Origin of the sequence: Streptomyces prunicolor (assembly GCF_045162825.1) — a bacterium.
Taxonomy (GTDB): domain Bacteria; phylum Actinomycetota; class Actinomycetes; order Streptomycetales; family Streptomycetaceae; genus Streptomyces; species Streptomyces prunicolor.
Map to the genome: position 1 here is coordinate 7,909,678 of NZ_CP108676.1, position 25,273 is coordinate 7,934,950.

17 protein-coding genes are annotated in these 25,273 nt (G+C 71.0%); 14 read left to right on the forward strand and 3 right to left on the reverse strand.

The window, feature by feature from the left end:
• Positions 1–187: 187 nt before the first annotated feature.
• The 9 genes from rimP (at position 188) to OG588_RS36505 (ending at position 12,749) form a co-directional block, all read left to right on the forward strand.
• Positions 188–724: a ribosome maturation factor RimP gene (gene rimP, locus OG588_RS36465; protein ID WP_405950944.1), complete on the forward strand. Its 537-nt coding sequence runs from the start codon at positions 188–190 to the stop codon at positions 722–724.
• A gap of 2 nt (positions 725–726) precedes the next feature.
• Positions 727–1,725, forward strand: coding sequence for a transcription termination factor NusA (gene nusA / locus OG588_RS36470; protein ID WP_393049868.1), 999 nt, complete (start codon positions 727–729; stop codon positions 1,723–1,725).
• 90 nt (positions 1,726–1,815) lie between these two features.
• Entirely contained in the window at positions 1,816–2,094 is a 279-nt protein-coding gene (locus OG588_RS36475; RefSeq protein WP_266862787.1) for a YlxR family protein, read from the forward strand.
• 146 nt (positions 2,095–2,240) lie between these two features.
• A complete protein-coding gene (gene infB / locus OG588_RS36480) occupies positions 2,241–5,438 on the forward strand; it encodes a translation initiation factor IF-2 (protein ID WP_405950945.1) in 3,198 nt (1,065 codons plus the stop codon).
• A 136-nt stretch (positions 5,439–5,574) separates the two neighbouring features.
• Positions 5,575–5,868 carry a DUF503 domain-containing protein gene (locus OG588_RS36485; RefSeq protein WP_019064765.1) on the forward strand — a complete coding sequence of 98 codons (294 nt, stop codon included), beginning with the start codon at positions 5,575–5,577 and terminating at the stop codon, positions 5,866–5,868.
• Positions 5,869–5,973: 105 nt separating this feature from the next.
• On the forward strand, positions 5,974–6,429 hold the full coding sequence (rbfA, locus tag OG588_RS36490) for a 30S ribosome-binding factor RbfA (protein WP_019064766.1): 456 nt from the start codon (positions 5,974–5,976) through the stop codon (positions 6,427–6,429).
• A complete protein-coding gene (gene truB, locus OG588_RS36495; protein ID WP_405950946.1) occupies positions 6,426–7,331 on the forward strand; it encodes a tRNA pseudouridine(55) synthase TruB in 906 nt (301 codons plus the stop codon). The genes rbfA and truB overlap by 4 nt, the downstream gene beginning before the upstream one ends.
• Positions 7,332–7,630: 299 nt before the next feature.
• Complete coding sequence (locus tag OG588_RS36500; RefSeq protein WP_405950947.1) at positions 7,631–11,623, forward strand: trypsin-like peptidase domain-containing protein; 3,993 nt, start codon at positions 7,631–7,633, stop codon at positions 11,621–11,623.
• A 139-nt stretch (positions 11,624–11,762) separates the two neighbouring features.
• A complete protein-coding gene (locus tag OG588_RS36505) occupies positions 11,763–12,749 on the forward strand; it encodes a bifunctional riboflavin kinase/FAD synthetase (protein WP_405950948.1) in 987 nt (328 codons plus the stop codon).
• An 89-nt stretch (positions 12,750–12,838) separates the two neighbouring features.
• Here OG588_RS36505 and OG588_RS36510 read toward each other — a convergent pair whose 3' ends face one another.
• The 3 genes from OG588_RS36510 to eccE form a co-directional block, all read right to left on the reverse strand.
• Positions 12,839–15,991, reverse strand: a complete 3,153-nt coding sequence (locus tag OG588_RS36510; RefSeq protein ID WP_405950949.1) for an SCO5717 family growth-regulating ATPase — start codon at positions 15,989–15,991, stop codon at positions 12,839–12,841.
• Between the two features lie 380 nt (positions 15,992–16,371).
• Positions 16,372–17,088, reverse strand: coding sequence for a hypothetical protein (locus OG588_RS36515; protein WP_019064771.1), 717 nt, complete (start codon positions 17,086–17,088; stop codon positions 16,372–16,374).
• The gene (gene eccE / locus OG588_RS36520) at positions 17,085–18,419 is read right to left on the reverse strand and encodes a type VII secretion protein EccE (protein ID WP_405950950.1); all 1,335 of its coding nucleotides are present in this window, start codon (positions 18,417–18,419) and stop codon (positions 17,085–17,087) included. The genes OG588_RS36515 and eccE overlap by 4 nt, the downstream gene beginning before the upstream one ends.
• Before the next feature lie 198 nt (positions 18,420–18,617).
• On the opposite strand from eccE, the gene eccB reads away from it, so the two are divergent.
• The 5 genes from eccB to OG588_RS36545 all read left to right on the forward strand — a co-directional run bounded on the left by eccB (position 18,618) and on the right by OG588_RS36545 (position 25,254).
• Positions 18,618–20,138: a type VII secretion protein EccB gene (eccB, locus tag OG588_RS36525; protein ID WP_405950951.1), complete on the forward strand. Its 1,521-nt coding sequence runs from the start codon at positions 18,618–18,620 to the stop codon at positions 20,136–20,138.
• 12 nt (positions 20,139–20,150) lie between these two features.
• Complete coding sequence (gene mycP, locus OG588_RS36530) at positions 20,151–21,425, forward strand: type VII secretion-associated serine protease mycosin (protein WP_405950952.1); 1,275 nt, start codon at positions 20,151–20,153, stop codon at positions 21,423–21,425.
• A 403-nt stretch (positions 21,426–21,828) separates the two neighbouring features.
• Positions 21,829–22,290 (forward strand): hypothetical protein, encoded by a 462-nt coding sequence (locus OG588_RS36535; protein ID WP_399196045.1) that lies wholly within the window; start codon positions 21,829–21,831, stop codon positions 22,288–22,290.
• Positions 22,290–23,972 carry a hypothetical protein gene (locus OG588_RS36540; RefSeq protein ID WP_405950953.1) on the forward strand — a complete coding sequence of 561 codons (1,683 nt, stop codon included), beginning with the start codon at positions 22,290–22,292 and terminating at the stop codon, positions 23,970–23,972. The genes OG588_RS36535 and OG588_RS36540 overlap by 1 nt, the downstream gene beginning before the upstream one ends.
• A gap of 97 nt (positions 23,973–24,069) precedes the next feature.
• On the forward strand, positions 24,070–25,254 hold the full coding sequence (locus tag OG588_RS36545; protein ID WP_405950954.1) for a S8 family serine peptidase: 1,185 nt from the start codon (positions 24,070–24,072) through the stop codon (positions 25,252–25,254).
• Positions 25,255–25,273: the final 19 nt, after the last annotated feature.

Here is a 25,273-nt window from a genome sequence, read left to right on the forward strand (position 1 = left end):
GCCGCGTGAGCGCGATCAGCCCCCACCAACCCGCACCCGCCCGACCACCGCAACCACCCGAGCTCAAAGGCGCCCCCGGTCCACCGCCGGAGGCACACGTGGACGGCAACACACCCTGAGACCGGATACCCTTTGAGCAGACACGCGCCCTACCCACAACAGCACACGCGGCCGAGGAGTCACCCGGATGAGCACGACCCAGAGCGAGAGGCTGCGAGAACTGCTGGAACCGCTCGTCGGCTCCCAGGGACTCGATCTCGAAGAGGTCGCGGTGGACTCGGTGGGACGCAAGCGGGTGCTGCGCGTGGTCGTCGATTCCGACACCGGTGCCGATCTGGACCAGATCGCCGATGTGAGCCGCGCGCTCTCGGCGAAGCTCGACGAGACCGACGCGATGGGCGCGGGCGAATACACCCTTGAGGTCGGGACGCCCGGTGCCGAGCGCGAGCTCACCGAACACCGTCACTACGTACGCGCCACCGACCGGCTGGTGAAGTTCCAGCTGGCCGAGAGCGGTGAGCTGGTCGCCCGGATCATCGAGGTGGACGACGACGGCATCGACGTCGAGGTGCCCGGCGTGAAGGGGCGCAAGCCCACCGCCAAGCGGCTCGCCTTCGCGGACGTCGTCAAGGCGCGCGTCCAGGTCGAGTTCAACCGCAAGAACAAGAACGACGAGCACGTAGAAGAGCACGTAGAAGACACTGAGAACGAAGAGGAGGCGTAGCCGTGGACATCGACATGAGTGCCCTGCGGGGCTTGGTGCGGGAGAAGGAGATCTCCTTCGACCTGCTGGTCGAGGCGATCGAGTCGGCCCTCCTCATTGCCTACCGCCGTACCGAGGGAAGCCGCCACCACGCGCGCGTGAAGCTCGACCGGGACACCGGCCACGTGACGGTGTGGGCGAAGGAGGACCCCGAGGACCTGGAGGAGGGGCAGGAGGCGCGCGAGTTCGACGACACCCCGTCCGACTTCGGGCGGATCGCCGCCACGACCGCCAAGCAGGTCATCCTGCAGCGGCTGCGCGACGCCCAGGACGACGCGACGCTCGGCGAGTACGCGGGCCGCGAGGGAGACATCGTCACCGGCGTGGTCCAGCAGGGCCGCGACCCGAAGAACGTGCTCGTCGACATCGGCAAGCTGGAGGCCATCCTGCCGGTGCAGGAGCAGGTCCCCGGCGAGACGTACCCGCACGGCCTGCGCCTTCGGTCGTACGTCGTCCGGGTGGCGAAGGGTGTGCGTGGTCCGTCCGTGACGCTCTCCCGTACGCATCCCAATCTGGTGAAGAAGCTGTTCGCCATGGAGGTGCCGGAGATCGCCGACGGGTCGGTGGAGATCGCCGCCATCGCGCGCGAGGCCGGCCACCGTACGAAGATCGCCGTCCGCTCCACCCGCAGCGGTCTGAACGCCAAGGGCGCCTGCATCGGCCCCATGGGCGGCCGGGTGCGCGCGGTGATGGGCGAGCTGAGCGGCGAGAAGATCGACATCGTCGACTGGTCGGACGACCCGGCCGAGATGGTCGCCAACGCGCTCTCCCCGGCGCGGGTCTCCAAGGTCGAGGTGGTGGACCTCGCGGCCCGCTCCGCGCGGGTGACGGTGCCGGACTACCAGCTGTCCCTGGCGATCGGCAAGGAAGGGCAGAATGCCCGACTTGCGGCCAGGCTCACCGGGTGGCGCATCGACATCCGTCCGGACACCGAACAGCCGTCCGACCAGCCAGGGGAATAGATCTCGGCCGCGAGTGGCTTAGATCACGACAACAACCGTTCGATTCTTCCCCCGAAGGGGTGAGGTCGGTGCGGGGAGGTAGACTTAGCAGTGTCTGGCCGGACGCGAGCCCGCGCATGCCCTGAACGCACCTGTGTGGGGTGTCGGGAGCGAGCGGCCAAGAAGGACCTGCTGCGCATCGTGGCGGTCGAGGGCGAATGCGTCCCCGATCATCGCGGTACGCTGCCCGGCCGGGGCGCGTATCTGCACCCCGCCCTGGTCTGTCTCGACCTGGCGGTACGCCGCCGGGCGTTCCCACGGGCGCTGCGTGCCCAGGGAGCGCTCGACACAAAGGCGTTGCGCCTCTACGTCGAGCAGGCAACACAGTAAGAGCGAGTCGTACGGAACCTCCGTGCGGCCCGGTATTCCGCGAGTTGGAAGTAGGTCGAGATTGCGATGAGCACTCGATGAGCACGCGATGAGTACGCCCATGAAGTAGCGACGGTCCGGACGCACCCGGACCTAAAAGGAGCGAAGTGGCTAAGGTCCGGGTATACGAACTCGCCAAGGAGTTCGGGGTGGAGAGCAAGGTCGTCATGGCCAAGCTCCAAGAACTCGGTGAATTCGTCCGTTCGGCGTCCTCGACGATCGAGGCGCCCGTTGTACGCAAGCTGACAGACGCCCTCCAGCAGGGCAACGGAGGCGGCAAGCCCGCCCCCGCACGCAAGGCTGCCCCGGCTCGTCCGGGCGCCCCCTCTCCGGCGCAGGGTGCCCGTCCGGGTCCTGCCGCCCCGCGCCCGCCGGCCCCGAAGCCGGCCGTCGCCGAGAGCGCCCCCGCGGCTCCCGCAGCCCCGGCCGCACCCGCCGCACCGGCTACCGCCGGCGGCCCCCGTCCGGGTCCGCGGCCCGCGCCGCGTCCGGCTCCGGCCTCGCCGGCGCCGACCACACCCGAGTTCACCGCCCCCCCGGCGGCTCCCGTGGCTCCGGCCGCGCCCGCCGCCCCTGCTTCTACGGGCGGTTCCAGCTCTGCCCCGCGTCCGGGCGCCCCGCGTCCGGCCAGCCAGGCCCCCCGTCCGGGCGGTGCCCGTCCGGCCGGTCCCGGCCAGGGTGGTCAGGGTCGTGGCGACCGTCCCGAGCGCAGTGACCGCGGCGACCGTCCCGGCGCTCCGCGTCCGGCCGGTCAGGGCGCGCGTCCCGGTGCTCGTCCGGCCGGTCCCCGTCCGGGCAACAACCCGTTCACCTCCGGTGGTTCCACCGGCATGGCGCGTCCCGGGGCTCCCCGTCCCGGTGCCCCGCGTCCCGGCGGTCAGGACCGTCCGGGCGGTGCCCCCGGTGGCGCTCCGCGTCCGCAGGGTGCCGGTCAGGGCGGTCCCCGTCCCCAGGGCGCTGCGGGCGGTGCCCGTCCGGGTGCTCCCGGTGGCGCGCGTCCGAGCCCGGGCGGCATGCCCCGCCCGCAGGGCGGCGCTCCGCGTCCGGGCGGTGGCCCCGGTGGCAACCGTCCGAACCCCGGCATGATGCCGCAGCGTCCCGCTGCGGGTAGCCCCCGTCCCGGTGGCGGCCCCGGTGGCCGTGGTCCCGGCGCCGGCGGCGGTCGTCCCGGTGGTCCGGGTGCCGGTGGCGGTCGTCCCGGTGGTGGCGGCGGCTTCGCCGGTCGTCCGGGTGGCGGCGGTGGCGGTTTCGCCGGTCGTCCCGCGGGTCCCGGTGGCGGTGGCGGCGGTTTCGCCGGCCGTCCGGGTGCTCCCGCCGGTGGCGGCGGTGGCCGTCCCGGCTTCGGTGGCCGTCCCGGTGGTCCGGGTGGCCGCGGTGGCACACAGGGCGCCTTCGGTCGTCCCGGTGGTCCCGCGCGTCGTGGTCGCAAGTCGAAGCGGCAGAGGCGCCAGGAGTACGAGGCCATGCAGGCCCCGTCGGTCGGCGGTGTGATGCTGCCTCGTGGCAACGGACAGTCCGTCCGTCTGTCGCGCGGTGCGTCCCTCACCGACTTCGCCGAGAAGATCAACGCCAACCCGGCGTCGCTCGTCGGCGTGATGATGAACCTCGGCGAGATGGTCACTGCCACGCAGTCCGTCTCCGACGAGACGCTGAAGCTCCTCGCGGACGAGATGAACTTCGTCCTCGAGATCGTCAGCCCCGAGGAGGAGGACCGCGAGCTGCTCGAGTCCTTCGACATCGAGTTCGGCGAGGACGAGGGTGGCGAGGAGTTCCTCGTCGCGCGTCCGCCGGTCGTGACCGTCATGGGTCACGTCGACCACGGTAAGACCCGCCTCCTCGACACCATCCGCAAGACGAACGTCGTCGCGGGCGAGGCCGGCGGTATCACCCAGCACATCGGTGCTTACCAGGTCGCGACCGAGGTCAACGGCGAAGAGCGTCGCATCACCTTCATCGACACCCCGGGTCACGAGGCGTTCACCGCCATGCGTGCCCGTGGTGCCAAGTCGACCGACATCGCGATCCTCGTGGTGGCGGCCAACGACGGTGTGATGCCCCAGACGATCGAAGCGTTGAACCACGCCAAGGCGGCCGACGTGCCGATCGTGGTCGCGGTCAACAAGATCGACGTCGAGGGCGCCGACCCGACCAAGGTGCGCGGTCAGCTCACCGAGTTCGGTCTGGTGGCCGAGGAGTACGGCGGCGACACCATGTTCGTCGACATCTCCGCCAAGCAGGGCCTCAACATCGAGAGCCTGCTGGAGGCCGTGATCCTGACCGCGGACGCCTCGCTCGACCTGCGGGCCAACCCGGAGCAGGACGCGCAGGGCATCGCGATCGAGTCCCACCTGGACAAGGGCCGCGGCGCCGTCGCGACCGTCCTGGTCCAGCGCGGCACCCTGCGGGTCGGCGACACCATGGTGGTCGGCGACGCCTACGGCCGAGTCCGCGCGATGCTCGACGACAAGGGCGACAACGTGGAAGAGGCGGGTCCCTCGACCCCGGTCCTCGTCCTCGGACTCACCAACGTCCCGGGCGCCGGCGACAACTTCCTCGTCGTCGACGAGGACCGCACGGCACGTCAGATCGCCGAGAAGCGCGCGGCGCGCGAGCGCAACGCCAACTTCGCCCGGCGCGGAGTCCGGTTCTCCCTGGAGAACCTGGACGAGGCCCTCAAGGCCGGTCTGGTGCAGGAACTCAACCTCATCATCAAGGGCGACGCGTCCGGTTCGGTGGAGGCTCTCGAGTCCTCGCTGCTCCAGCTCGACGTCGGCGAAGAGGTCGACATCCGCGTCCTGCACCGCGGCGTGGGTGCGGTCACCGAGTCGGACATCGACCTGGCGACCGGCTCCGACGCGATCGTCATCGGCTTCAACGTCCGCGCTGCGGGCCGCGCGGCGCAGATGGCGGAGCGCGAGGGCGTCGACGTCCGGTACTACTCGGTGATCTACCAGGCCATCGAGGAGATCGAAGCAGCGCTCAAGGGCATGCTCAAGCCGGAGTACGAGGAGGTCGAGCTCGGCACGGCGGAGATCCGCGAGGTCTTCAAGTCGTCCAAGCTGGGCAACATCGCCGGTGTCCTGGTCCGGTCCGGAGAGGTCAAGCGCAACACCAAGGCGCGCCTCGTCCGCGACGGCAAGGTCATCGCGGAGAGCCTCAACATCTCCGGTCTGCGTCGCTTCAAGGACGACGTCACCGAGATCCGCGAAGGGTTCGAGGGCGGTATCAACCTCGGCAACTTCAACGACATCAAGGTCGACGACGTCATCGCGACGTACGAGATGCGCGAGAAGCCTCGCGGCTGATCGACACAGCACGCGATCGGGGCCGGTCGGCGGAGAGAATTTCCGTCGATCGGCCCCGGCCGTTGCGTGTACGGTTCCTGTATCGGCGTCCGAGACCGGCGCCCATACCCCGAACCGGCGGGACATCCGGACACACATGTATGTGGGGACTCTGTCCTTCGACCTGCTCCTCGGCGACGTCCACTCGCTGAAGGAGAAACGCTCTCTCGTCCGTCCGATCGTGGCCGAACTCCAGCGCAAGTACGCGGTGAGCGCGGCCGAGACGGGCAGCCAGGACCTCCATCGCAGGGCCGAGATCGGGCTCGCGGTGGTCTCCGGGGACACGGGACACCTCACCGACGTACTGGACCGCTGCGAGCGACTCGTCGCCGCGCGGCCCGAGGTGGAACTGCTCTCCGTTCGACGCAGACTTCACAGCGACGAAGACTGAAGCCGGACGAAGAGCGAAGCCCGACGAAGACCGAAGCCGGACGAAGACCGAAGCAAGCGGCAAGACGTAGTTGCAGCAAGACGTAGTTACTAAGGAGACGGACCAGTGGCCGACAACGCGCGTGCCAAGAGGCTGGCGGACCTCATCCGAGAGGTGGTGGCCAAGAAGCTGCAGCGCGGGATCAAGGATCCGCGGCTCGGCACGCACGTCACCATCACGGACACCCGGGTGACGGGTGACCTGCGGGAGGCGACCGTCTTCTACACGGTGTACGGGGACGACGAGGCGCGGGCCGAGGCGGCTGCCGGACTGGAGAGCGCCAAGGGCGTGCTCCGTTCCGCGGTGGGCGCCGCGGCGGGCGTGAAGTTCACGCCGACCCTCACCTTCGTCGCGGACGCCCTCCCGGACACCGCCAAGACCATCGAGGACCTCCTCGACAAGGCACGGCAGTCCGACGAGAAGGTACGCGAGGTCTCGGCGGGCGCCGCGTACGCGGGTGACGCGGACCCGTACAAGAAGCCGGACGACGAGGACGACGACGAGGACGACACCGCCGAATGACCGAGAAAACCCCGACGCCCGACGGCCTTGTCATCGTGGACAAGCCGTCGGGCTTCACCTCGCACGACGTGGTCGCCAAGATGCGCGGCATCGCCCGCACCCGCCGCGTCGGGCACGCGGGCACCCTCGACCCCATGGCAACGGGCGTACTCGTCCTGGGAGTCGAGAAGGCGACAAAGCTCCTCGGGCACCTCGCCCTCACCGAGAAGGAGTACCTGGGCACGATCCGCCTGGGCCAGAGCACCCTGACCGACGACGCAGAGGGCGAGATCACGGGGTCGACAGACGCCTCGAAGGTCACCCGGGACGCCGTCGACGCCGGGATCGCCAAGCTCAGCGGCCAGATCATGCAGGTCCCGTCCAAGGTCAGCGCCATCAAGATCAACGGCGTCCGCTCGTACAAACGGGCCCGCGACGGCGAGGACTTCGAGATCCCCGCCCGCCCCGTCACCATCTCCTCCTTCGCGGTCTACGACGTCCGGGACGCCGTCGCCGAGGACGGCACCCCCGTCCTGGACCTGGTGGTCTCGGTGGTCTGCTCGTCCGGCACGTACATCCGGGCCCTGGCCCGCGACCTGGGCGAGGACCTCGGCGTGGGCGGCCACCTGACCGCCCTGCGCCGCACCCGCGTGGGCCCGTACAAGCTGGACACGGCGAGGACCCTGGACCAGCTCCAGGAGGAGCTGACGGTCATGCCGATCGCCGAGGCCGCCGAGGCCGCGTTCCCACGCTGGTCCGTGGACACCCGGCGGGCGAAGCTCCTCCTCAACGGTGTCCGCCTGGACATCCCCGAGGAGTACACGGGCGCCGGCGCGGTCGGCGTCTTCGACCCCGAGGGCCGCTTCCTGGCACTCGTGGAGGAACAGAAGGGCAAGGCGAAGAGCCTCGCGGTCTTCGCCTGACAGTCCCTCCGGGGGTAGGACCGAAGACAGGGCCAGGGCGGGGCGGAGTCCCAAGTCCCGCCCGTGGAGCGGCGGTCACGGGGTCTACGTTCCCGCCGCTCCACGGTCCCCCCTCGGTTCCCCCACCCCTAGGGTGTATCCAACCCTCCGCTTCTATTCACCCGTCCGGGCAGGCGCTCGGAGTGAACCGAGGGAGCGGAAGGGGGCGCGTTCACCACGCGATCTGTCCCGCTGATCACGGCACGCCTACCGTCGAACACAGGGCACGGGTACGGCGGGGCGGGCGGGGAGGTTCGACCATGGCGGGACGGAGCCCGCGGACGGGCGGCGGCCGTCGGACGCGGGAGGACACACGGGCGTCGGCGCGATCAACGCACGGCGCCGCACCCGCTGTTGGCGACGTGATCGGCGCGGCACCCGATGCTGCTGACGGGGCCGGGGCCACCCTCGCAGCCGGTGACGAGTCCTTGGTGCGCATCCGTGACCTCGCCGGGCGCCCGCGCGGCACCGGATTCGTCGCCGACCACCACGGCACGGTGATCACCAGCCACGAAGCGGTCGACGGACTGCCCCGCATCGTCCTGCACGCCGCGGGCGACCGCACCTGCCTCGTGACGGCCGACGCGGTGACCCCGCTCCCCGCCCTCGACCTGGCCCTCGTCCGCACCGAGGGCCTGGGCGTCGACCCGCTCCCCGTCACCGTCCGGGACCGCGTCGAGACCGGCACCTACGTACGCGTCGCCGCCGGCCGCTGGCGCGAGGCCCGCCTCCTGGGCGCGACCTCCGTGACCTACACGGCCACCGACCGCTTCCATCTCCTCGACGACGCCCTGGAGTTGGCGATCGGCACGGCCGGGCGGGACGCGCTGCGGCTGGGCGGGGGAGCGGCCGGGGGCCCGGTCCTGGACGCCGCGACCGGCGCGGTGATCGGCGTCCTCGGCACGGCGCTGCAGTCCGGCCAACGGGACACGGGGTTCGCGGTACCCCTGCGCCAAGTCCGTGATCCCGGGGACCCGTTGACCGAACTCCTCGCCCGCAACGCGGCGACGGTGCCCGCGTACGGCGCCGACCTCAACCTCGCGGGCGTCCTGGAACTGACGGCGACTTCGGTGGGCTCGGACGGGCCACCGGGTGCACTCGCGGGGTTCATCGGTCCCGGCCGTGACAGCGACGGTTCGTGTGTGGTGGAGCCGGTCGAACGCCCCTCGGTGATAAGGGAGTTCGCCGATTTCACTTCGGGCCCGGCCGCCGTGCTGGGCCTCGTCGGAGCACCGGGCAGCGGCCGTACGACGGAACTCGCGGCGCTCGCCGCACGGCGCAACGGGGGTGCCGAACCGGCTCCCACGCTGTGGTTGCGCGGCGCCGATCTGCGGGACGGGGACACCTCGGTCGCGGACGCGGTACGCAGGACGGTCGAACGGGCGGCCCGCATCGTCGCCGCGTCCGTCTCCCCGCCGGAAGGCTCCCGCGACCTCGGCGACGTCAGCCCCGAACGCCTGGCCCGGGTCGCCCGTGACGCCGGCCGCCCCCTGCTGCTGCTTCTGGACGGCCCCGAGGAGATGCCGCCGGTGCTGGCGCACCGGTTGGCCGAGTGGACCGGGGGGACGGGGGAGTGGTTGCGGGGGAGTGGGGCGCGGTTGGTGGTGGGGTGTCGGGCGGAGTATTGGGAAGGGGCGGGGGCGGGGTTTCCGGGGGAGTTGTTGTACGGCGGGTCTTTGCCAGGGAAGGCCGGGGCTGGCGGGGCGGGTTCGGATTGCTCCGGGGCGTCTGCGGCTGATGGTGCTGGTCCGGTTTACTCCGGGGCGCCTGTGGGGGACGGTGCCGGTCCGATCTCTTTCGGTGCGCCTGCCGCTGGCGGCGCAGGTCAGTTTCCCTTTGGGGCGTCCGCGTGTGAGGCGGACGGTCCGGCTCACCCCGGCGCGCTCGCGGCTGACGGTGCCGGTCCGGTTTCCTTCGGTGCGCCGGCGGCTGACCGTGTGGGTCCGCCTTTCCATGGGGCGCCCGCGTCTGACGCGGCCGATCCGGCTCGCTCCGGGGCGCCCGCGCCTGATGACGCCGGTCCGCACTACTCAGCCCGTCCGGCGTTTGAGGACGAGGCCGTTCAGGCCGATGGGGGGTCTGGGGGCGCAGCCCCCAGGGGGGTGACCCCGGCCTGCGTTCAGCTTGGTGACCTTGGGTCACACGAAGCGCGCCGAGCTCGCGCAGCGTATGCCGTGCCGGAGGGCGTCCTCGCCGAAGCCGACGCCCGTCACCCCCTCACCCTCCGGCTCCTCTCCGAGGTGCTCGCCGCGCTGCCCTCCACCCCGGGTGCGCAACTCGACCGGGATGATGTGTTCGCCGCCTACCTCGACCTGATGTGCCTCCGGATCGCGGTCCGGCTCGCCGCAGAGAACGGGCTGCGCGGCACCGCCGTACGAAGGCTCGCCGCGAAGGTGTCCGGGCAGGTGCACGAGGCCGCGCGGCGCAGTCTCGGGCCGGGGCAGGGGGAGTTGGACCGGGAGTCGTTCGAGGCGGTGTTCCCGTGGGGACCCGCACCGGCTCGGCTCGGCGGCGGTACCGGGTGGGCGTCCGCCGTCCTCACCGAAGGGCTGCTCGTGCCGGCCGGTACCGGATACCGGTTCGCCCACGAGGAGTTGGCCGACTGGATCCAGGGCACGCACCTCGACCTGGACGAGGCACTGCGCGCCCTGGTGCACCGGCCCCGGACACCACGCTCCGGGCACCCCCTCCCCGTACCGCACCACCGTATCGGCCCGGTCGTACAGGCCCTGTTGCTCCTCGCCCGGCAACACGGCACCCATCAACTCGCCCTGAGGCTGGAAGAGTTGGCGGACGCCCTGAATGCCGACCAGGACTCCTGGTGGGCCGCACACCTGCTCGCCGAGGTGCTGCGAAGGGTGCCCGATGCCACGCCGTACGGTAACGCATTGCGGCTGCTGGCCGACCAGTTGGTGGCCCGGAGGCAGCAACAGGCAGCCGTACCGAAGGAGTTCGCACCGGAGTTCTGGACCGCGCTGCAGCTGCCACAGGTCGAACGATTCGAGCTGCTACGGCGTCTCGTGCTCGCCGACGACGCCCCGCAGGACGCCACCGCCCCGCCCCGATTCCTGGACACCGCCGCCGAGTTGCTCGCCGCCGACCCCGCCGCCGTACAGCCGCTGCTGACCCGGTGGTTCGACGACGAGCGGGCGTTGCCCGCGACGCCGGAGGCGACCGTGGCGACGGCCGCGCAGGCCTTGCTGCACACGCATCGGCGGCGGGCGCTGGACGATCTGACGGAGGTGCTCGTCGGCTGTGCGCACGGGCGGGCCGACGAACTCCTCGCGGTACTGGCCGAGGAGGAGCCGTCGGCCGTGTGCCGGGCCGTGGACCGGTGGGCGCACGACGAGCGGCCGGCGCGCAGGGTGGCGGCGGTGGCGTACGGACTGCGGGCCGCACCACACGTACGGACCGAGGCCGACCGCGAACTCCTGCGCTACGCGGCCGAGTTCCTGCTGGCCCGCCCCGCCGACTCCACCCTGCACGGTGGCGCGCTCGCCCTCCTCGTCCGCGATCCGCACACCCGCACCCGCCATCTCCCGCAGGCGCTACGGCACTTCGTGTCCGGTGACCCCCAGTTCCCGCCGAGTGCGCTGGCCGCCGCCCTGACCACCCACCCCGAACCGGTCCTGGAGGCCTTCCGCGCCCGCCTGCACGGACCGCACGCGAGCGATGCCGTCCGCACCCTCGCCGACGTCACGACCCCCGACCTCGCCCGCCGGGCCGCCGCCCTGGTGCGCGGGACCGCCGTACGGTGGCCGGAGACGGCGGCGCACCTCGGCGTCTACGTCGACCGGTGCCTGGAGCGCGGCCCCGCCGCCCGGGCGATCCTCTTCCCCCTGGTCACCGGCCTCCTGGGCGGCGGCCCGGCATCGGCGCGGACCGCCCTCGCCCCCGTGCTCGCCGCCCCCGGCACCCCGGCCTCGCGCCCCCTGCGCCGCGAACTCCTGGAGTTCCTGCTCACGCACGAGCACGACCCCGCCGTACTGGACGCACTCCTGCACACGGCCGGCCGCCGTGACGACGACGAGATCCGCGACCTCGTCCACCGCACCGGCCGACTGCTCGTCCGTACCCCCGCGGGCGCGACCCGTTTCGACCGCGGCCTCGTCGACCTGGGCCGCCACGTGCCCGGCTTCGCCGCCCTGATGGCCCGCTGGCTGGCCGACACCCCGGAGGACTGGGCGGCGGTGGTCGGACCCAGCACGCGGCGCATGATCGAGAACCTGGCCGGGGTGGGGGTTCCCGCGTAGCGGCTCTGGTACGTGCGCCCGGTCACAGCCTCCAGGCCGATGCGGGCCACAGGCCCCCGGCATGGCACCCTTAGACCTGCGTAAGAGGTCAATGACACAGGTCTACATACGGACACGGGTTCGATGAGGAGCGGTCACAGTGCAGCGCTGGCGTGGCTTGGAGGACATCCCTGAGGACTGGGGGCGCAGTGTCGTCACCATCGGTTCTTATGACGGGGTCCACCGCGGGCACCAGCTGATCATCCGGCATGCCGTGGAGCGCGCCCGTGAGCTGGGCGTTCCCTCGGTCGTCGTCACCTTCGACCCGCACCCCAGCGAGGTCGTGCGCCCGGGCAGCCACCCGCCGCTGCTCGCCCCGCACCACCGCCGTGCCGAACTGATGGCCGAGCTGGGGGTGGACGCGGCGCTGATCCTGCCGTTCACCAAAGAGTTCTCGAAGCTGTCCCCGGCCGACTTCGTGGTCAAGGTCCTGGTGGACAAGCTGCACGCGAAGGCGGTCGTCGAGGGCCCCAACTTCCGCTTCGGCCACAAGGCCGCGGGCAATGTGGCCTTCCTGATCGAGCAGGGCAAGACATACGACTTCGAGGTAGAGGTGGTGGATCTTTACGTGAGCGGTGCGGCGGGCGGCGGCGAGCCCTTCTCCTCCACACTGACCAGGCGGCTGGTCGCCGAGGGCGACGTCGAGGGTGCCCGCGAGATCCTCGGCCGCCCGCACCGGGTGGAGGGTGTCGTGGTGCGGGGCGCCCAGCGCGGGCGTGAGATGGGCTTCCCGACGGCCAACGTCGAGACCCTGCCCCACACGGCGATCCCGGCGGACGGCGTCTACGCCGGTTACCTCCACGTCGAGGGTGAGGCCATGCCGGCCGCGATCTCCGTCGGCACGAACCCGCAGTTCGACGGCACCGAGCGCACGGTGGAGGCGTACGCGATCGACCGCGTCGGCCTCGACCTGTACGGCCTGCATGTTGCCGTCGACTTCCTCGCGTTCGTGCGCGGCCAGGCGAAGTTCGAATCGCTGGAGGGCCTGCTGGAGCAGATCGCCCAGGACGTGAAGCGCTGCCGGGAACTGATCTCGGCGGACGCGGGCGACACGGGCGACGCGACGGACGAGCCCGACGCCGGGTAACCGGTCTCGGTCACGTTCTCTTTCCTACGACGTCGAAGGGCGGCCGGTGCTGGTGAGCACCGGCCGCCCTTCGCGTTCGGCGGTGGGGGTTACTGCTGCGGGGGTGCCGCCGGGGGCGGGGGCGGGGTCTGGCCGGGCTGTGCGTGGCCGGGGTGCTGCGGGTACGGCGGGGCCTGCTGCTGCCCCGGGTGCTGCGGGTAGGGCGGCGCGGGCTGCTGAGCCGGGGGCTGACCCTGCTGGGGGTAGGGCTGCTGGCCGTACGGCTGTCCGGGCTGAGGTTGGGGCTGTTGTGGGTACTGGCCGGGCTGCCCGGGGTACGGCTGTCCGGGCTGTTGGCCCGGGTACGGCGGCTGCTGGCCCGGGTACGGCTGCTGTCCCGCGTAGCCCTGCTGGCCCGGCATCGGCGGGGCCGCCACCGGCGGCGGGTTGCCGTCGCTCGTCCACAGGCCGTGCATCTGCTGGTGGCGGACGAAGTCCTCGGCGACCAGGGCCGCGAGGTTGAAGTACGACTCCCGTACCTTCGGCCGCATCATGTCGAGGTCGACCTCCGCACCGGCGGCGAGATGCTCGTCGAACGGCACGACGACGACACCCCGGCAGCGCGTCTCGAAGTGGCTGACGATGTCCTCCACCTTGATGGTCTTGCCGGTCTCGCGGACACCGGAGATGACCGTGAGCGAGCGCGAGACCAGGTCCGCGTACCCGTGCGCCGACAGCCAGTCCAGCGTCGTACTCGCGCTGCTCGCACCGTCCACGGACGGTGTCGAGATGATGATGAGCTGGTCGGCGAGGTCGAGCACACCGCGCATCGCGCTGTAGAGCAGACCGGTACCGGAGTCGGTGAGGATGATCGGGTACTGCTTGCCCAGCACGTCGAGCGCGCGCCGGTAGTCCTCGTCGTTGAAGGTGGTCGAGACGGCCGGGTCGACGTCGTTGGCGATGATCTCCAGACCGGAGGCCGCCTGGGACGTGAACCGGCGGATGTCCATGTACGAGTTGAGGAACGGGATCGCCTGGACCAGGTCGCGGATGGTCGCGCCGGTCTCACGGCGCACCCGGCGGCCGAGGGTGCCGGCGTCCGGGTTGGCGTCGATCGCGAGGATCTTGTCCTGGCGCTCGGTGGCAAGCGTGGAGCCGAGCGCGGTGGTCGTCGTGGTCTTGCCGACACCGCCCTTGAGGCTGATCACCGCGATCCGGTAGCACGACAGCACCGGCGTCCGGATCAGCTCCAACTTCCGCTGCCGCTCGGCCTCTTCCTTCTTGCCGCCGAGCTTGAACCGCGAGGGCGCGGCACCGGGCCGACCGCTCTTCGCCTTCTGCTTCTTGTTGTTGAGCAGCCGGTCCGACGACAGCTCCACGGCGGCGGTGTAACCCAGCGGCGCGGCACCGGGGTTGGTCGGCTGCCGCTGGTCGTGCTGAATGGGCTGGGGCCAGGCGGCGCCGGTGCGGGGGTCGACCGGGGGTTGGGCGGGCGGCTGCGCCTGCGGCTGGGGTGCCTGCGGAGGTTGCGGCGCGTCGGGCTGGGCCTGCTGTGCGGGCGCGGGGGGTGCAGGGGGGAAGCCGTAGCCGCTCTGGGGGTGGGGCTGGCCCTGTTGTGCGGGCGCAGGGGGGAAGCCGTAACTGCCCTGCTGGTCCGGCGTGTTGGGGGCGGGCTGGGCCTGCTGCGGGGGTGCCGGCGGGAAGCCGTAGCTGCCCTGCTGGTTCGGGGGTGCGGCGGCGGGACCGGCTTGCTGCGCGGGCGGGAGCGGGAAGCCGTAGCCGCCGCCTTGCTGGTCCTGCTGTCCGGGGCCAGGGGGGAAGCCGTAACCGCCTTGCTGGTTCGGTGCGTTGGGGGCGGGCTGGGGCTGGGTCTGCTGTGCCGGTGGCGGCGGGAAGCCGTAGCCGCCCTGGGTGTTCGGCGCCGGCGGTGCGTTCCAGGCGGCCGGCGCGGGTTGCGGTGCCTGCGGCTGGAACGGGGGTTGCTGCTGCTGCGGCGGCAACGGCGGCTGGGCAGGGGGCGCGACGGGCTGCTGCGGTACGGGTGGCACGGGCGGCGGGGGTGCCATGGCGTCCAACGGCACGGGCTGCGGCGGTACTTGGGGGTGAGGCTGGCCCTGCCCCTGGCCTTGCGGCTGAGGTTGTGCCGGCCAGTGGTCGGCCGGGGCCGGGGCGGCGGGCTGGTAGGAGGGCGGCAACGGCGGGACACCGCTCTGCGGGGCCGGCGGGGGAGTCCAGGCGGGAGGGGCTTCCTGCGCGTCGCCGGGGGCACCCGTGGCCGGGGCGTCAGTCTGAGGGGTCTGAGGGGTCTGAGGGGTTTGAGGGGCCTGGGGGGAGTCGGCCTCGGGCGGCGTGGGCGCTGTGGCGTCGGCGTTGCTCGGCTCGTGTTCCGGGGCGCCGGCCAGGTCACCGGCTGCGTCGCCGGTCGTGTCGCTCGCCGTGTCATCCGCCGGGGCGTCGGTCTGGTCGGCGGTGGGGTCCGGGGCGGGGGATGCCGTGGACGCGGAGGTGTCGTCGGTGCTCTCGCCGTCGGCGGGGTTCGCGGCAGCCGGGGAGCCACCGGTGTCCGTGTCGGCGACCGGTGTGTCCTCGTCCTGGGTGGTTACCTCGGCGGCGTCGGTGCCCTCGGTGACGCCGTCATCCGGCACCTCGGCCTCGAACTCCGGTTCCCCGGAGCCTGGTTCAGCGTTACCGGCACCGACACCAGTACTGGCACCGGCATCCGAGCCTTCGGCGCCTTCCACGGAACCTTCGTCGCCCACGGAACCCTCGGCCGGAGCCGGAGCCGCCGGGGTTTCCGCGTTGGCCTGGTCCGCGTCGCCCTGCTCCGGCGTGCTGTCCGGCCCCGCACCCCGTTCCGTGATCTCCCGCTTCAGCGCGGCGGAAGAGATCCGCATGGTCGCGCCGCTCACGAGGTCGCCGTTCTCGGGGTCCTCCTCGGCCGGGACCGCGGGCTGCGGAACCGGGGCCGACGGTGCCCAGCCGGGCTGGAAACCGGAGTTGTCCGGCAGCACAGGCACCGTGAACGACGGTCCGACCGGAGCCGCCGGGGGCGAGGGCGGCATCGCTGTACCGCTCGCCGGAGTCGGCGGCGGCGAGGCCTGCGCGGACGCGCCCGACGCGCCGGACGAGTTCTGCGTGTACCAGGCCGGCGGCGCGTAGTCGATCGTGAACTCGCCCGTCATCTCGATGGCGGACTCGTCGTCGGGCTGGTCATCGCCGGGCGTGGCCCAGCCCCCGCGGATCCCGTCCCGATCGCTGCTCACAATTCCTCCTGATGTGGTCGAGCACCCTCATGTCGTGCTGGGGCGACCGCTCGTGTCGTACGGGCCCGGTCCGCCGAAAGCGTCGGGAACGGTCGGTCGGCGGCCCGAATCGATCGGATCCGCCCGGCCCGTCCCCCGAAGCGCTGCCGGTCCGGCCGCGGGCCCTGACGCGGCGCCCGGTCCCAGCCTAATCACCACAAGCAACCTCACGGCAGGCCCGTCCACCTCTCCGCGTCCGTCCAACGCGCCACATGACGCCCGGAACCGGCGCATGTGGCCACCGTCCCGTCGCGCAAAACGGGAGATAGTGGCGCACGTCCGCTACGGAAGAAGGGATGAAAGGGGCTGAATCGCTCAACTTCGGTCGGTGGTCCGCCGGTTCAGTCCATCCTGCGTGGTGTACCCAACAATCCGATCTCGGCGTCCGTGGGCTGGGTCATCACATACTGCCGGTCGCGGTCGCCGCACCAGAGCGTGACGCCGTCGGGGAGCGTGGGCAGGGAGTCGACGTCGGCCCGGGGGAGCGCCATGGCGCGGCCCAGCTCCGCCGCCTCGTCCGGCGAGATCCGCTGCACCCCGACGAGCCGCGCCTGCCGTATGAGCCGAGGCGCGACAGGACTGAGATACGGCAGCAGGGTCAGCACCGACTGCCAGGGCCCGGACACCACCCGCCCGCGCGGTGGCCGCATTCCGCAGTCCCGCACCACGAGCACGGGTGTGCCCGCCGAGGCACCCTGCGGCTGGACGCGGCCCACGTCGTACACCGCCAGGCCGTTCTGTCCGCCGCCCATGGCGTGGACCATCTGCATCCAGGCCTGCGGGCGGCCGGTCTCCACGGCGACACGCGCACCGGTCGCCGCCGCTCTGAGGGCGATGACCTGCGCGGTCCACAGACCGCCGATGAGGACGACGTCGTACGGAGTGGGCCGGTTCAGGCCCAGCACCGCGGGCTGTCCCTCGGTGTCGACGCCGATCACGACGCCGTCGTCCCCGATGGGCAGCGCCAGCGCGTCCACCTGCTCGGGGGAGAGCACATGCCGTCCGTGCCGCGGACCGATCAGGCCGAGGCCGCTGCGCAGCATCGTCAGCGCGGTCATCGGGCACCTCCGAGGGGCAGGGTGGCGAGCACTCCGGGGAGCTGCTCGCGGTCGAGGCGGGCCAGCGCCAGGCCCGTGTGCCGTGCCGCGCCCTCCAACGCGCGCCGTGCCGCGACCAGTTCGTCGTCGCTGCGGCCCGTCACCCGCAGGTGCCCGCACATCGACACCTCCTGGCGCTCTCCGCGCGCGAGCGTGAGGCTGAACGTAGTGGCGAGCGCCGGGGTGGCCGTGAGCAGGGCGATCAGCTGGGGCAACGACGGGCCGCGACCGCCCAGTTGGGGCCAGCGGCGGATCCAGTACGTCGTGTGTCTGCGGTTGTCGCAGCGCCAGCTCCGGCTGGACTCCTCGGTCCGGCGCTCCCGTGTGTCGGTCCGTCCGGCCTCCGCCGTCACCAGGGGGTTGGCGCAGGCGGAGGTGGCGAGGGCGGCGGTGAGCTCCTCCTCGTTCAGGATCGTCGTGCGGAAGCCGGCACCGGTGAGGCGGCTCGCGAGGTGGTCGGCGACGCGCACGACGCACTTCTGCGCTCCGGTGAGCCCGCCGCCTCGCGCGGCCACGGCCTCCAGGCACTGCTCGGGGTCGAGCTTCAGCGCGATCCAGGTGATGCGCACCGCCGGGGCGCCGGTCTGCTCCTGCAGCGGCGCGTAGTTGGTGACGGCCACCGAGTGCTGGGGCAGGTGCAGCGCGGGCGCGGGCTGGGTGTGCAGCACGAGCTGCGCCGACTCCAGCCGGATACCGTCCACTTCGAGCGCGTCCCGCACCAGCGAGAGCGGCAGCGGCTGCCGGTTCCGGTCGGCGCGCAGCGCGGTGACATCGGCCTCGACCTGTACGACGGCGGTCACGAAGGTGCCGTCCCCGATCAGCCCGATCGGACGTCGGTCCCGGCCACCGTACGAGTAGGTCCGCAGGGTCGGGTCGCACTCGACGGTCGGTGCGAGACCGGGCTCCGTGCCCGGCGGTGTCTCCGTGTTCGCGGCGCTCTTCTGCCGCGCCCGCAACGCCCGCGCGGTACCCATCCATTCGGGCAGGGAACGGCCGCGTCGCCGGACGAAGGCGAGCAGCACGAGCGCCACGGCGACGACACCCGCCGGCACCAGCGCCATCGGGGCGATCGCCCAGCCGACGAGGAGGACGGCCGCCGCGAGCTCCAGCAGAACGAGCCGTTGCAACCGGAATGCCCCGCCCTGTCCGCGGTGCGTCCTGAGATGAAGTCCGCCCGGTCCCTGGGGCGATGCGCCCGCCGCGGACGGCGGCTGCGCGGACCCCGGTCCGGGTGTCCCGGAGCCCCTCGTCCGCGACCGGTCACGAGACCGTGTCCGCGTTCCGGAAGCCATCACTCCATCCCCCCGTTTTACTCACAACTCACTGCTGTTTCAGCACCACATAGGGCCCCTGAAGGTCCAGGTACCCTACCCGCTCCACATGTCCCCGCGGATACCAGGCATAGTAGGTGCCCGGTCTGACATCGATGGGCGGGGGACGTCGAACTCCCGAGCGCTGCCCAGGCTGAACACGGGGAGAGACAGACACAGATGGCATCTCGGCGGGACCAGCTCAACGCCTACACCTTCGCGAAGCGCCGCATGCTGGCGTCCTTCGTGCAGTCATCCCCGGACGGTTCGGAGGAGGGGGCACCGCGACCGCTGCGCGGAGTGGTGCCCGGCGTTATCGTGGGCGTGGTCGTCATGGCGGTCTTCGGCGCCTGGGGAATGTTCAAACCGACGGCGCCCCAGGGCTGGGCCACCCCCAAGTCAAAGGTGATCATCGCCAGCAAGTCGACCACCCGCTACGTCGTCCTGACGACCGACGGCAAGGCCCAGCTGCACCCCGTCCTCAACATGGCGTCCGCGAAGCTGCTCCTCAACGCCGGGCAGGGCGAGGTCGTCACCGTCGACGAGTCGGTCCTCGACGGCGGCAAGATCCCGCACGGCGTCACCGTCGGCATCCCGTACGCCCCCGACCGGCTTCCCTCGGCGAGCGAGGCGGGCGCCGAGAAGCGCTGGGCGGTGTGCGAGCGCCCGAGCGCGGGCGGCGGTTCCATCCAGAAGGCGGCGCTGGTTCTCGCCGAGCGCGACATGAAGAAGACCGAGGGCAAGCAGCGGTTGCGGGGCGGAGAGCTGCTCTACGTGGTGGACCCGGACAAGAACCGCTACGTGGTGGACGCGAGCGGCACGGCGTACCGCGTGGACAAGAGCGACGAGTTGCTGCTGCGCGCCGTCGTCGGCACCGGCCGCGACCCCGAGCGCGTCTCCCAGGAGTGGCTGGCCACCCTGCACCAGGGCGACCCGATCACCTTCCCGTCCATCGGCTCCACACCCGGTACGGCCGCCGGCGCCCCGGGCGAGCTGGGCGCGTCGGCCAACAGGGCGGGCATGGTGCTCAAGGCGTCCGACGCCAGCGGGGAGCACTACTACGTAGTGCTTCCTGGCAAGGTCGCGCAGGTCTCCGCCTTCGTCGCCCAACTTCTGCTGTCCAGCAAGGAGCTGGCCCCGCTCGGCCAGGCCGGTCACGCCACCGGGGTGAGCGCGGGCGAGATCACCCCAGAGGGGACCTTCGGCGCCGAGAACCGCTGGCCCACCAAGGAACCCACGGCCGTCAACGAGGCCTCGGCCGCGTCCGGCAGCCGCAGCACGATCTGCAACGTCCTGCAGAAGGTGGACGGCAAGGGCGTCACCACCCTGACGACCTGGGCGGGCACCGACTTCCCGGCCCCGCTCCCCACCGACTCCACCAGCGCCTACGTCACCCCCGGTTCCGGCCAGCTCTTCCGCCAGTTCCAGGGCGAGGAGACCAAGGCAGGCCCCGTCTTCCTGGTCACCGACACGGGGCTGCGTTACGTCCTGCAGTCCAACGCCGACAGTGCCACGAACGACGCGGGCATCGGTACGACGGCCAAGGAACGCCAGCAGGAGCAGCAGGAGGCCGAGCAGGCCCAGATCCGCCTCGGCTACGCCGACGTCGACCCGGCGCCGATCCCCGCCTCGTGGTCGGAGTTCCTGCCCACGGGTCCCCGCCTCTCGACGGCGGCGGCACGTCAACCGCAGGGTTCGTAGGGGGAGTTGGGCATGCCGTACACGACTTCCCGCCGCTTCCCTCGCCCCCTCCGCGCTACGGCGGCGCTGGCCGCCGTAGCCGCGGCCCTGGCCGTGTCCACCGTCGTGCTCGCGCCCCCCGCGGCGGCGGACGATAGCTTCTCGGACCAGTGCACGTTCCCCAACAAGGTGTACCCGGGCCGCCCTTGGGCCCTGCAACGCGTCCTTCTCGACGAGCTGTGGAGCCAGTCCAAGGGCAAGGGCGTACGGGTGGCGGTCATCGACACCGGCGTGGACGTGAAGAACCCCCAGCTCGCCCACGCGGTGGACGTGAAGAGCGGCCGTAACCTCCTGCCCAAGAACCTCAAGGACAGCAACGGCGACAAGATCGCGCGGGGCAGCGAGAACGGCACGACCGACACCGTGGGACACGGCACCAAGGTCGCCGGCATCATCGCCGCCCGCGCGGTGAGCGGCACCGGTTTCGTGGGCCTGGCCCCCGAGGCGACGATCATCCCGATCGAGCAGAACGACGCGGATGGCCACGGCACGGTGGAGACGCTCACGGCCGCGGTCAACTACGCGATCCAGGCCGGGGCCGACGTCATCAACATCTCCCAGGACACGTCGAACGCGGTGAAGCCCGACCCCTCCCTGGAGTCGGCGATCGACACGGCCCTGTCGAAGAAGATCGTGGTCGTGGCGTCGGCGGGCAACGGCGGCCAGGGCGGCAACGTCAAGAAGACCTACCCGGCGTCCTTCCCGGGCGTCCTCGCCGTAGCGGCCTCCGACCGCAACAACGAACGCGCGTCCTTCTCCCAGTCCGGCGACTTCGTCGGCGTAGCGGCACCCGGCGTCGACATGATCTCCACCGTCCCCAAGGGCGGTCACTGCTCCGACAACGGTACGAGTTTCTCGGCGCCGTACGTCTCCGGTGTCGCCGCGCTGATCAAGGCGAAGCACCCGGACTGGACCGCACGCGAGGTCGTCGCCCAGATCGAGCAGACCGCCGAGCGCACCATCGCCGGCCACGACCGCCTCGTCGGCTGGGGCGTCGTCGACCCGGTCCGCGCGCTCACCGAGGACGACCACCCGATCGAGTCCCCCAACGCCCAGGACGGCCTCACCAAGGCCCAGGCCCCGTCCCCCGCGAAACTCCAACTCGGCGAGACCCCCGACGAACACGACGCCCGCCTCGCGACCTATGTCGCCCTGGGCGCGGCCGTGTTGGTGGCGGGACTCGGCGGCACGGCGGTGGCGACCCGGGACGCGCGCAAGCGGGCGCGGAGGGTCGCGGGGCTGGACTGACGTCCGGCGCCCCTCCGCGCCTCCCGGCCCTCCGCCCGCCTGTCAAGAGGGCGCGACCTGCGAAGAAGCAATCCAGGGGCGGCAGTTGACGGAACCGGACGACACCATTCGCAATGGCCACGCAGCAACGACCACTCACACGTGTACGGCTCCATCAATTGAGTAGCCGTACTCAGGCCGCCGACCTGCGGGTCACATAGCGTCAAGGGGCGGCAGCGGCCCAGGTGAACGCGAGGGCACGCCGTGAAGGAGCGGTGAAGCTTGGTCGAGTGGTAGCACAGCTGTCGCATAAGGCAGTTGGGGCTGTCACAGGAAGCGACTAGAGTAGTTGCGTTGCGGAGAGGAACGCTCAGGAGTGCAGTCGCTCAGGAGCGGGCGACGAAAACGGGGAGGGGAGGGCATCATGCCTCCTGTTGACGGTGGAGGGGGCTTCAGGGCAAGCCTGGAAGCGCTCGGAACGTTCAAGAAGCGTGTGGACGGGGTGCTTTCGACCTTCGAGAGCTCACCGGGCAGCGCGCACAAGGTCGGGGCGCACGAGCTCACCCAGGCTTCCTTCGGCGGTGCCGGCAGTTTCGGCGAGGCCAAGGGCCTGCACGCACAGTACGAGCGGGTCCACGAGCGTCTCACCGCGCTCTCCAAGAACCTGGGCCTCCAGATCGAGGCGCTCCAAATCGCGGTGAGCGCCGCGCACAACAACTTCCACAACGTGGACGAGGACCAGCGGCGCCGCTTCTGGGAGATCCAGACACAGCTCAGTCGTGAGCACGCCGACGGGCTGCGGGAGCAGCAGGCCGCGGAGGCGGCGAAGAACGGCAAGCCCGAGCAGGGGCGTTCCGACGACAAGCAGTCCAAGGCCGGGTACTGATGGGTGACGAGCAGAAGCAGCCGAATCCGCACCAGGCGGAACTGACGCAGGTGGCCCAGCAGGTCGGCGTCATCGATGCCGCCAACACCATCTCGAACATCTTCGGCGGCGGCAACGTCCGGTGCTTCGGCACGACCGACTTCGAGAACCACCGCCTCAACGACATGATCGACATGGTCGAGACCGCGAGCCCGGAGCACCTGGAGAACGCGGGCAACGCGCTCTGGGAAGCCCGCGACGCCATCAGCGACGCGGCCAAGGAACTCAGAGGCCACATCGACAACGTCGACTGGGAGGGCGACTCCGGTCAGGCCTTCCGCGACTGGGGCAGCGACCTCGTCACCTACGCCGTCAACCTCGCGTCCTTCGCGGAAGTCGCCGGCACCCAGATCTCGGCCGCGGCCACGGGCCTCGCCTCCGTCCGTATCGCCATGCCGCCACGCGACACCCGCTTCAACACCAGCCAGACGCCCAGCGACATTCCGCTGCCCGCGCGCGTCTCGGGCAACGGGGAGTACACCGAGGCGGTCAAGGTCGAGAAGGACCGACAGGAGGCGATCAACCAGATGAATCGGTTGTCGTCCTTCTACACGGTGTCGGAGGGGGTGTTGGCGGCACAGGAGCCGCCTACGTTTTTGCAGGCTATGCCGGATGTGGGGGTGCCTAGGCCGGCTGTGCGGGAACACAATCCCGGCGACGGGGGCGGAACGCAGACCAGGAGCGGTCTCGGCACCTCGCGTGAGGCGGTGGTGGTCAGCCATGACAATTCGAGTGTCGTGGGTGGTCGCCCCCATACGGTCGACGTCGCGTCACCGGTCAAGCATCCGGACGACCTACCCGTCCACACGGACCACGATGTCGGCACGAAGATCGACGGAGTGGGCACTCTGCCGTCCCAGACGGTCACGACGCCGACCAACATGCCGCCATCGGTGACGGGTCCCGGCGGGAGCAACACCGGGACGGTTCCGCCCGTTGCGACAGGAAGCGTCCCTCCCGCCTTCGGTGGACCTGTCGGTCGAACATCGGCATTCGGTGGAGTGTCTGGAAGCAAGGGGCCATTGTCGGCCCAGGGGCGCGTTGCCACTCCCAACGGCACTGCCACCGCGCGGGGCGCCACGGGCCCAGCGGGTCGCGCGGCTGCCACTGGGCAGCCAAGCGTCCGGGGCGGTGGGCCGGCGGCGGGTAGGTCACCCGTCGCGCGAGGTGTTACTGGTGGGACGCCGCGTCCTATTGGCGCTGCCGAGGGCCGCCCCGGTGGAGTGGGCTCCACGGGGGCGGCACGTGGGAAAGGTGTTGTCGGCGGTAAACCCGCAGCGAGTGCTACCTCGGGATCAACCGGTGCCAGGGTGCCTCGCGGCACGGTCGTCGGCGCGGAAGGCAACTCCGGAGCCCGTACGCCTACCGGCAAGATCGGGCAACGTGGGGTCATCGGAGTTTCGGGCTCCACATCCGCTGTCGGCCAGAGGCAGCCCGGCCGTCCTGCCACGAGCAACCCTGACGGGGTCGTCGGTACGCCCAACAACCGGACCTCCGGAGGAAGAAGTACCGGACTTACCGGAGGCAGTACTGGGACCGTGAATGGCCGAACGGGAAATCGGCGGCGCACGAGAAGTGAAGACCGCGAGGATGAACGCCAGGCCGAGACGCAGAGCCGCAACGCGCCACCAGCGACCGACTGAACGACGAGCGAGGACTCACAGAGGTATGACAGGGACCAGCCGAAGGGGCAGATTGACTCCAACTTCCGCAGGACGTGCCGGAAGAAGGGTGTCTGTCGTGTGCGCCGCACTCGGTGCCTTCGCCGTCATGTCTTCAGGGCTGGCTCCGAGCGCGGTTGCTGCCGACGTCCACTCGAAGCAGTGGTACTTGGACGCGATGGACGCTACCGGGATGTGGAAGGTAAGCACAGGCAAGGGCGTGAAGGTGGCCGTCATCGACTCGGGGGTCAACCCTGAGACTCCTTCCCTGAAAGGGCAGGTGCTCGTCGACGAGGTACCGAAAACCGTCGCTTACCACGCCACCAAAGATCTCATGGGACACGGAACGAGCATGGCGGAACTTATCGCCGGAACTGGGGCTGGCGGCGGTCTGAAGGGCCTCGCTCCGGGCGCGAAGATTGTGCCGTACCGGGTCCAGGGCGACGAGTTGAAGGGCGAAGAGCTCACAAAGTCGCCGGCGGTAGCGGAAGCGGTGAGGGCTGCGGCTGACACAGACGCCAAAATCATCAACATGTCCGTCGGTAGTCCCTATATCTATCCCGACGAAGAGGCAGCGATGAAGTACGCCTATTCCAAGGGAAAGTTGTTGTTCGCTGCCGTCGGAAATGACGGGGACAAGAAGAACCCCATCAACTACCCGGCTGCCTACCCTTATGTAGTCGGGGTGTCTGCCGCAGACAAGAATGGCAAGGTCGGATCGTTCTCGACGTACGGCAATTATGTCGATCTGGCCGCTCCCGGGCTCGACGTGCCGTATTGGTGTGACGCAACGTTCCGCTCGTACTGCCAAGAACAAGGAACGAGCATGGCCTCCGCCATCGCCTCTGCCTCCGCCGCCCTGATCTGGTCCGCCCACCCCAACTGGACGGCCAATCAGGTCCTCCGCACCCTCATCGACACCGCAGGAAGGGACTGGCCGAAAAGCAAGCCGAGCAACTACCTCGGCTACGGCCTGATCCGCCCCCGCAAGGTGCTGGAGAGCAACAGCATCAATCCGGGCGCGGCCTCCACAGACCCTCTCAGTGTCGAGAACGGAACCGGAGTCACCGGGGCACCCTCTCCCTCGACCGCACCCTCGTCCAAAGCCCCCAACCCCACCTCAGGCGGCCAGACTTCAGCCGCAGCATCGACCTCCGACTCGTCCGGCAACACCACCCTGTGGATCGCTCTCGGCGCCGCAGCGGCCGTAGTCGTGCTCGGCGGTGGAGCCTTCGCGTTGGTTCGCTCGCGGCGAGGTGCATGAGAGCTCGTACACCGGGCTC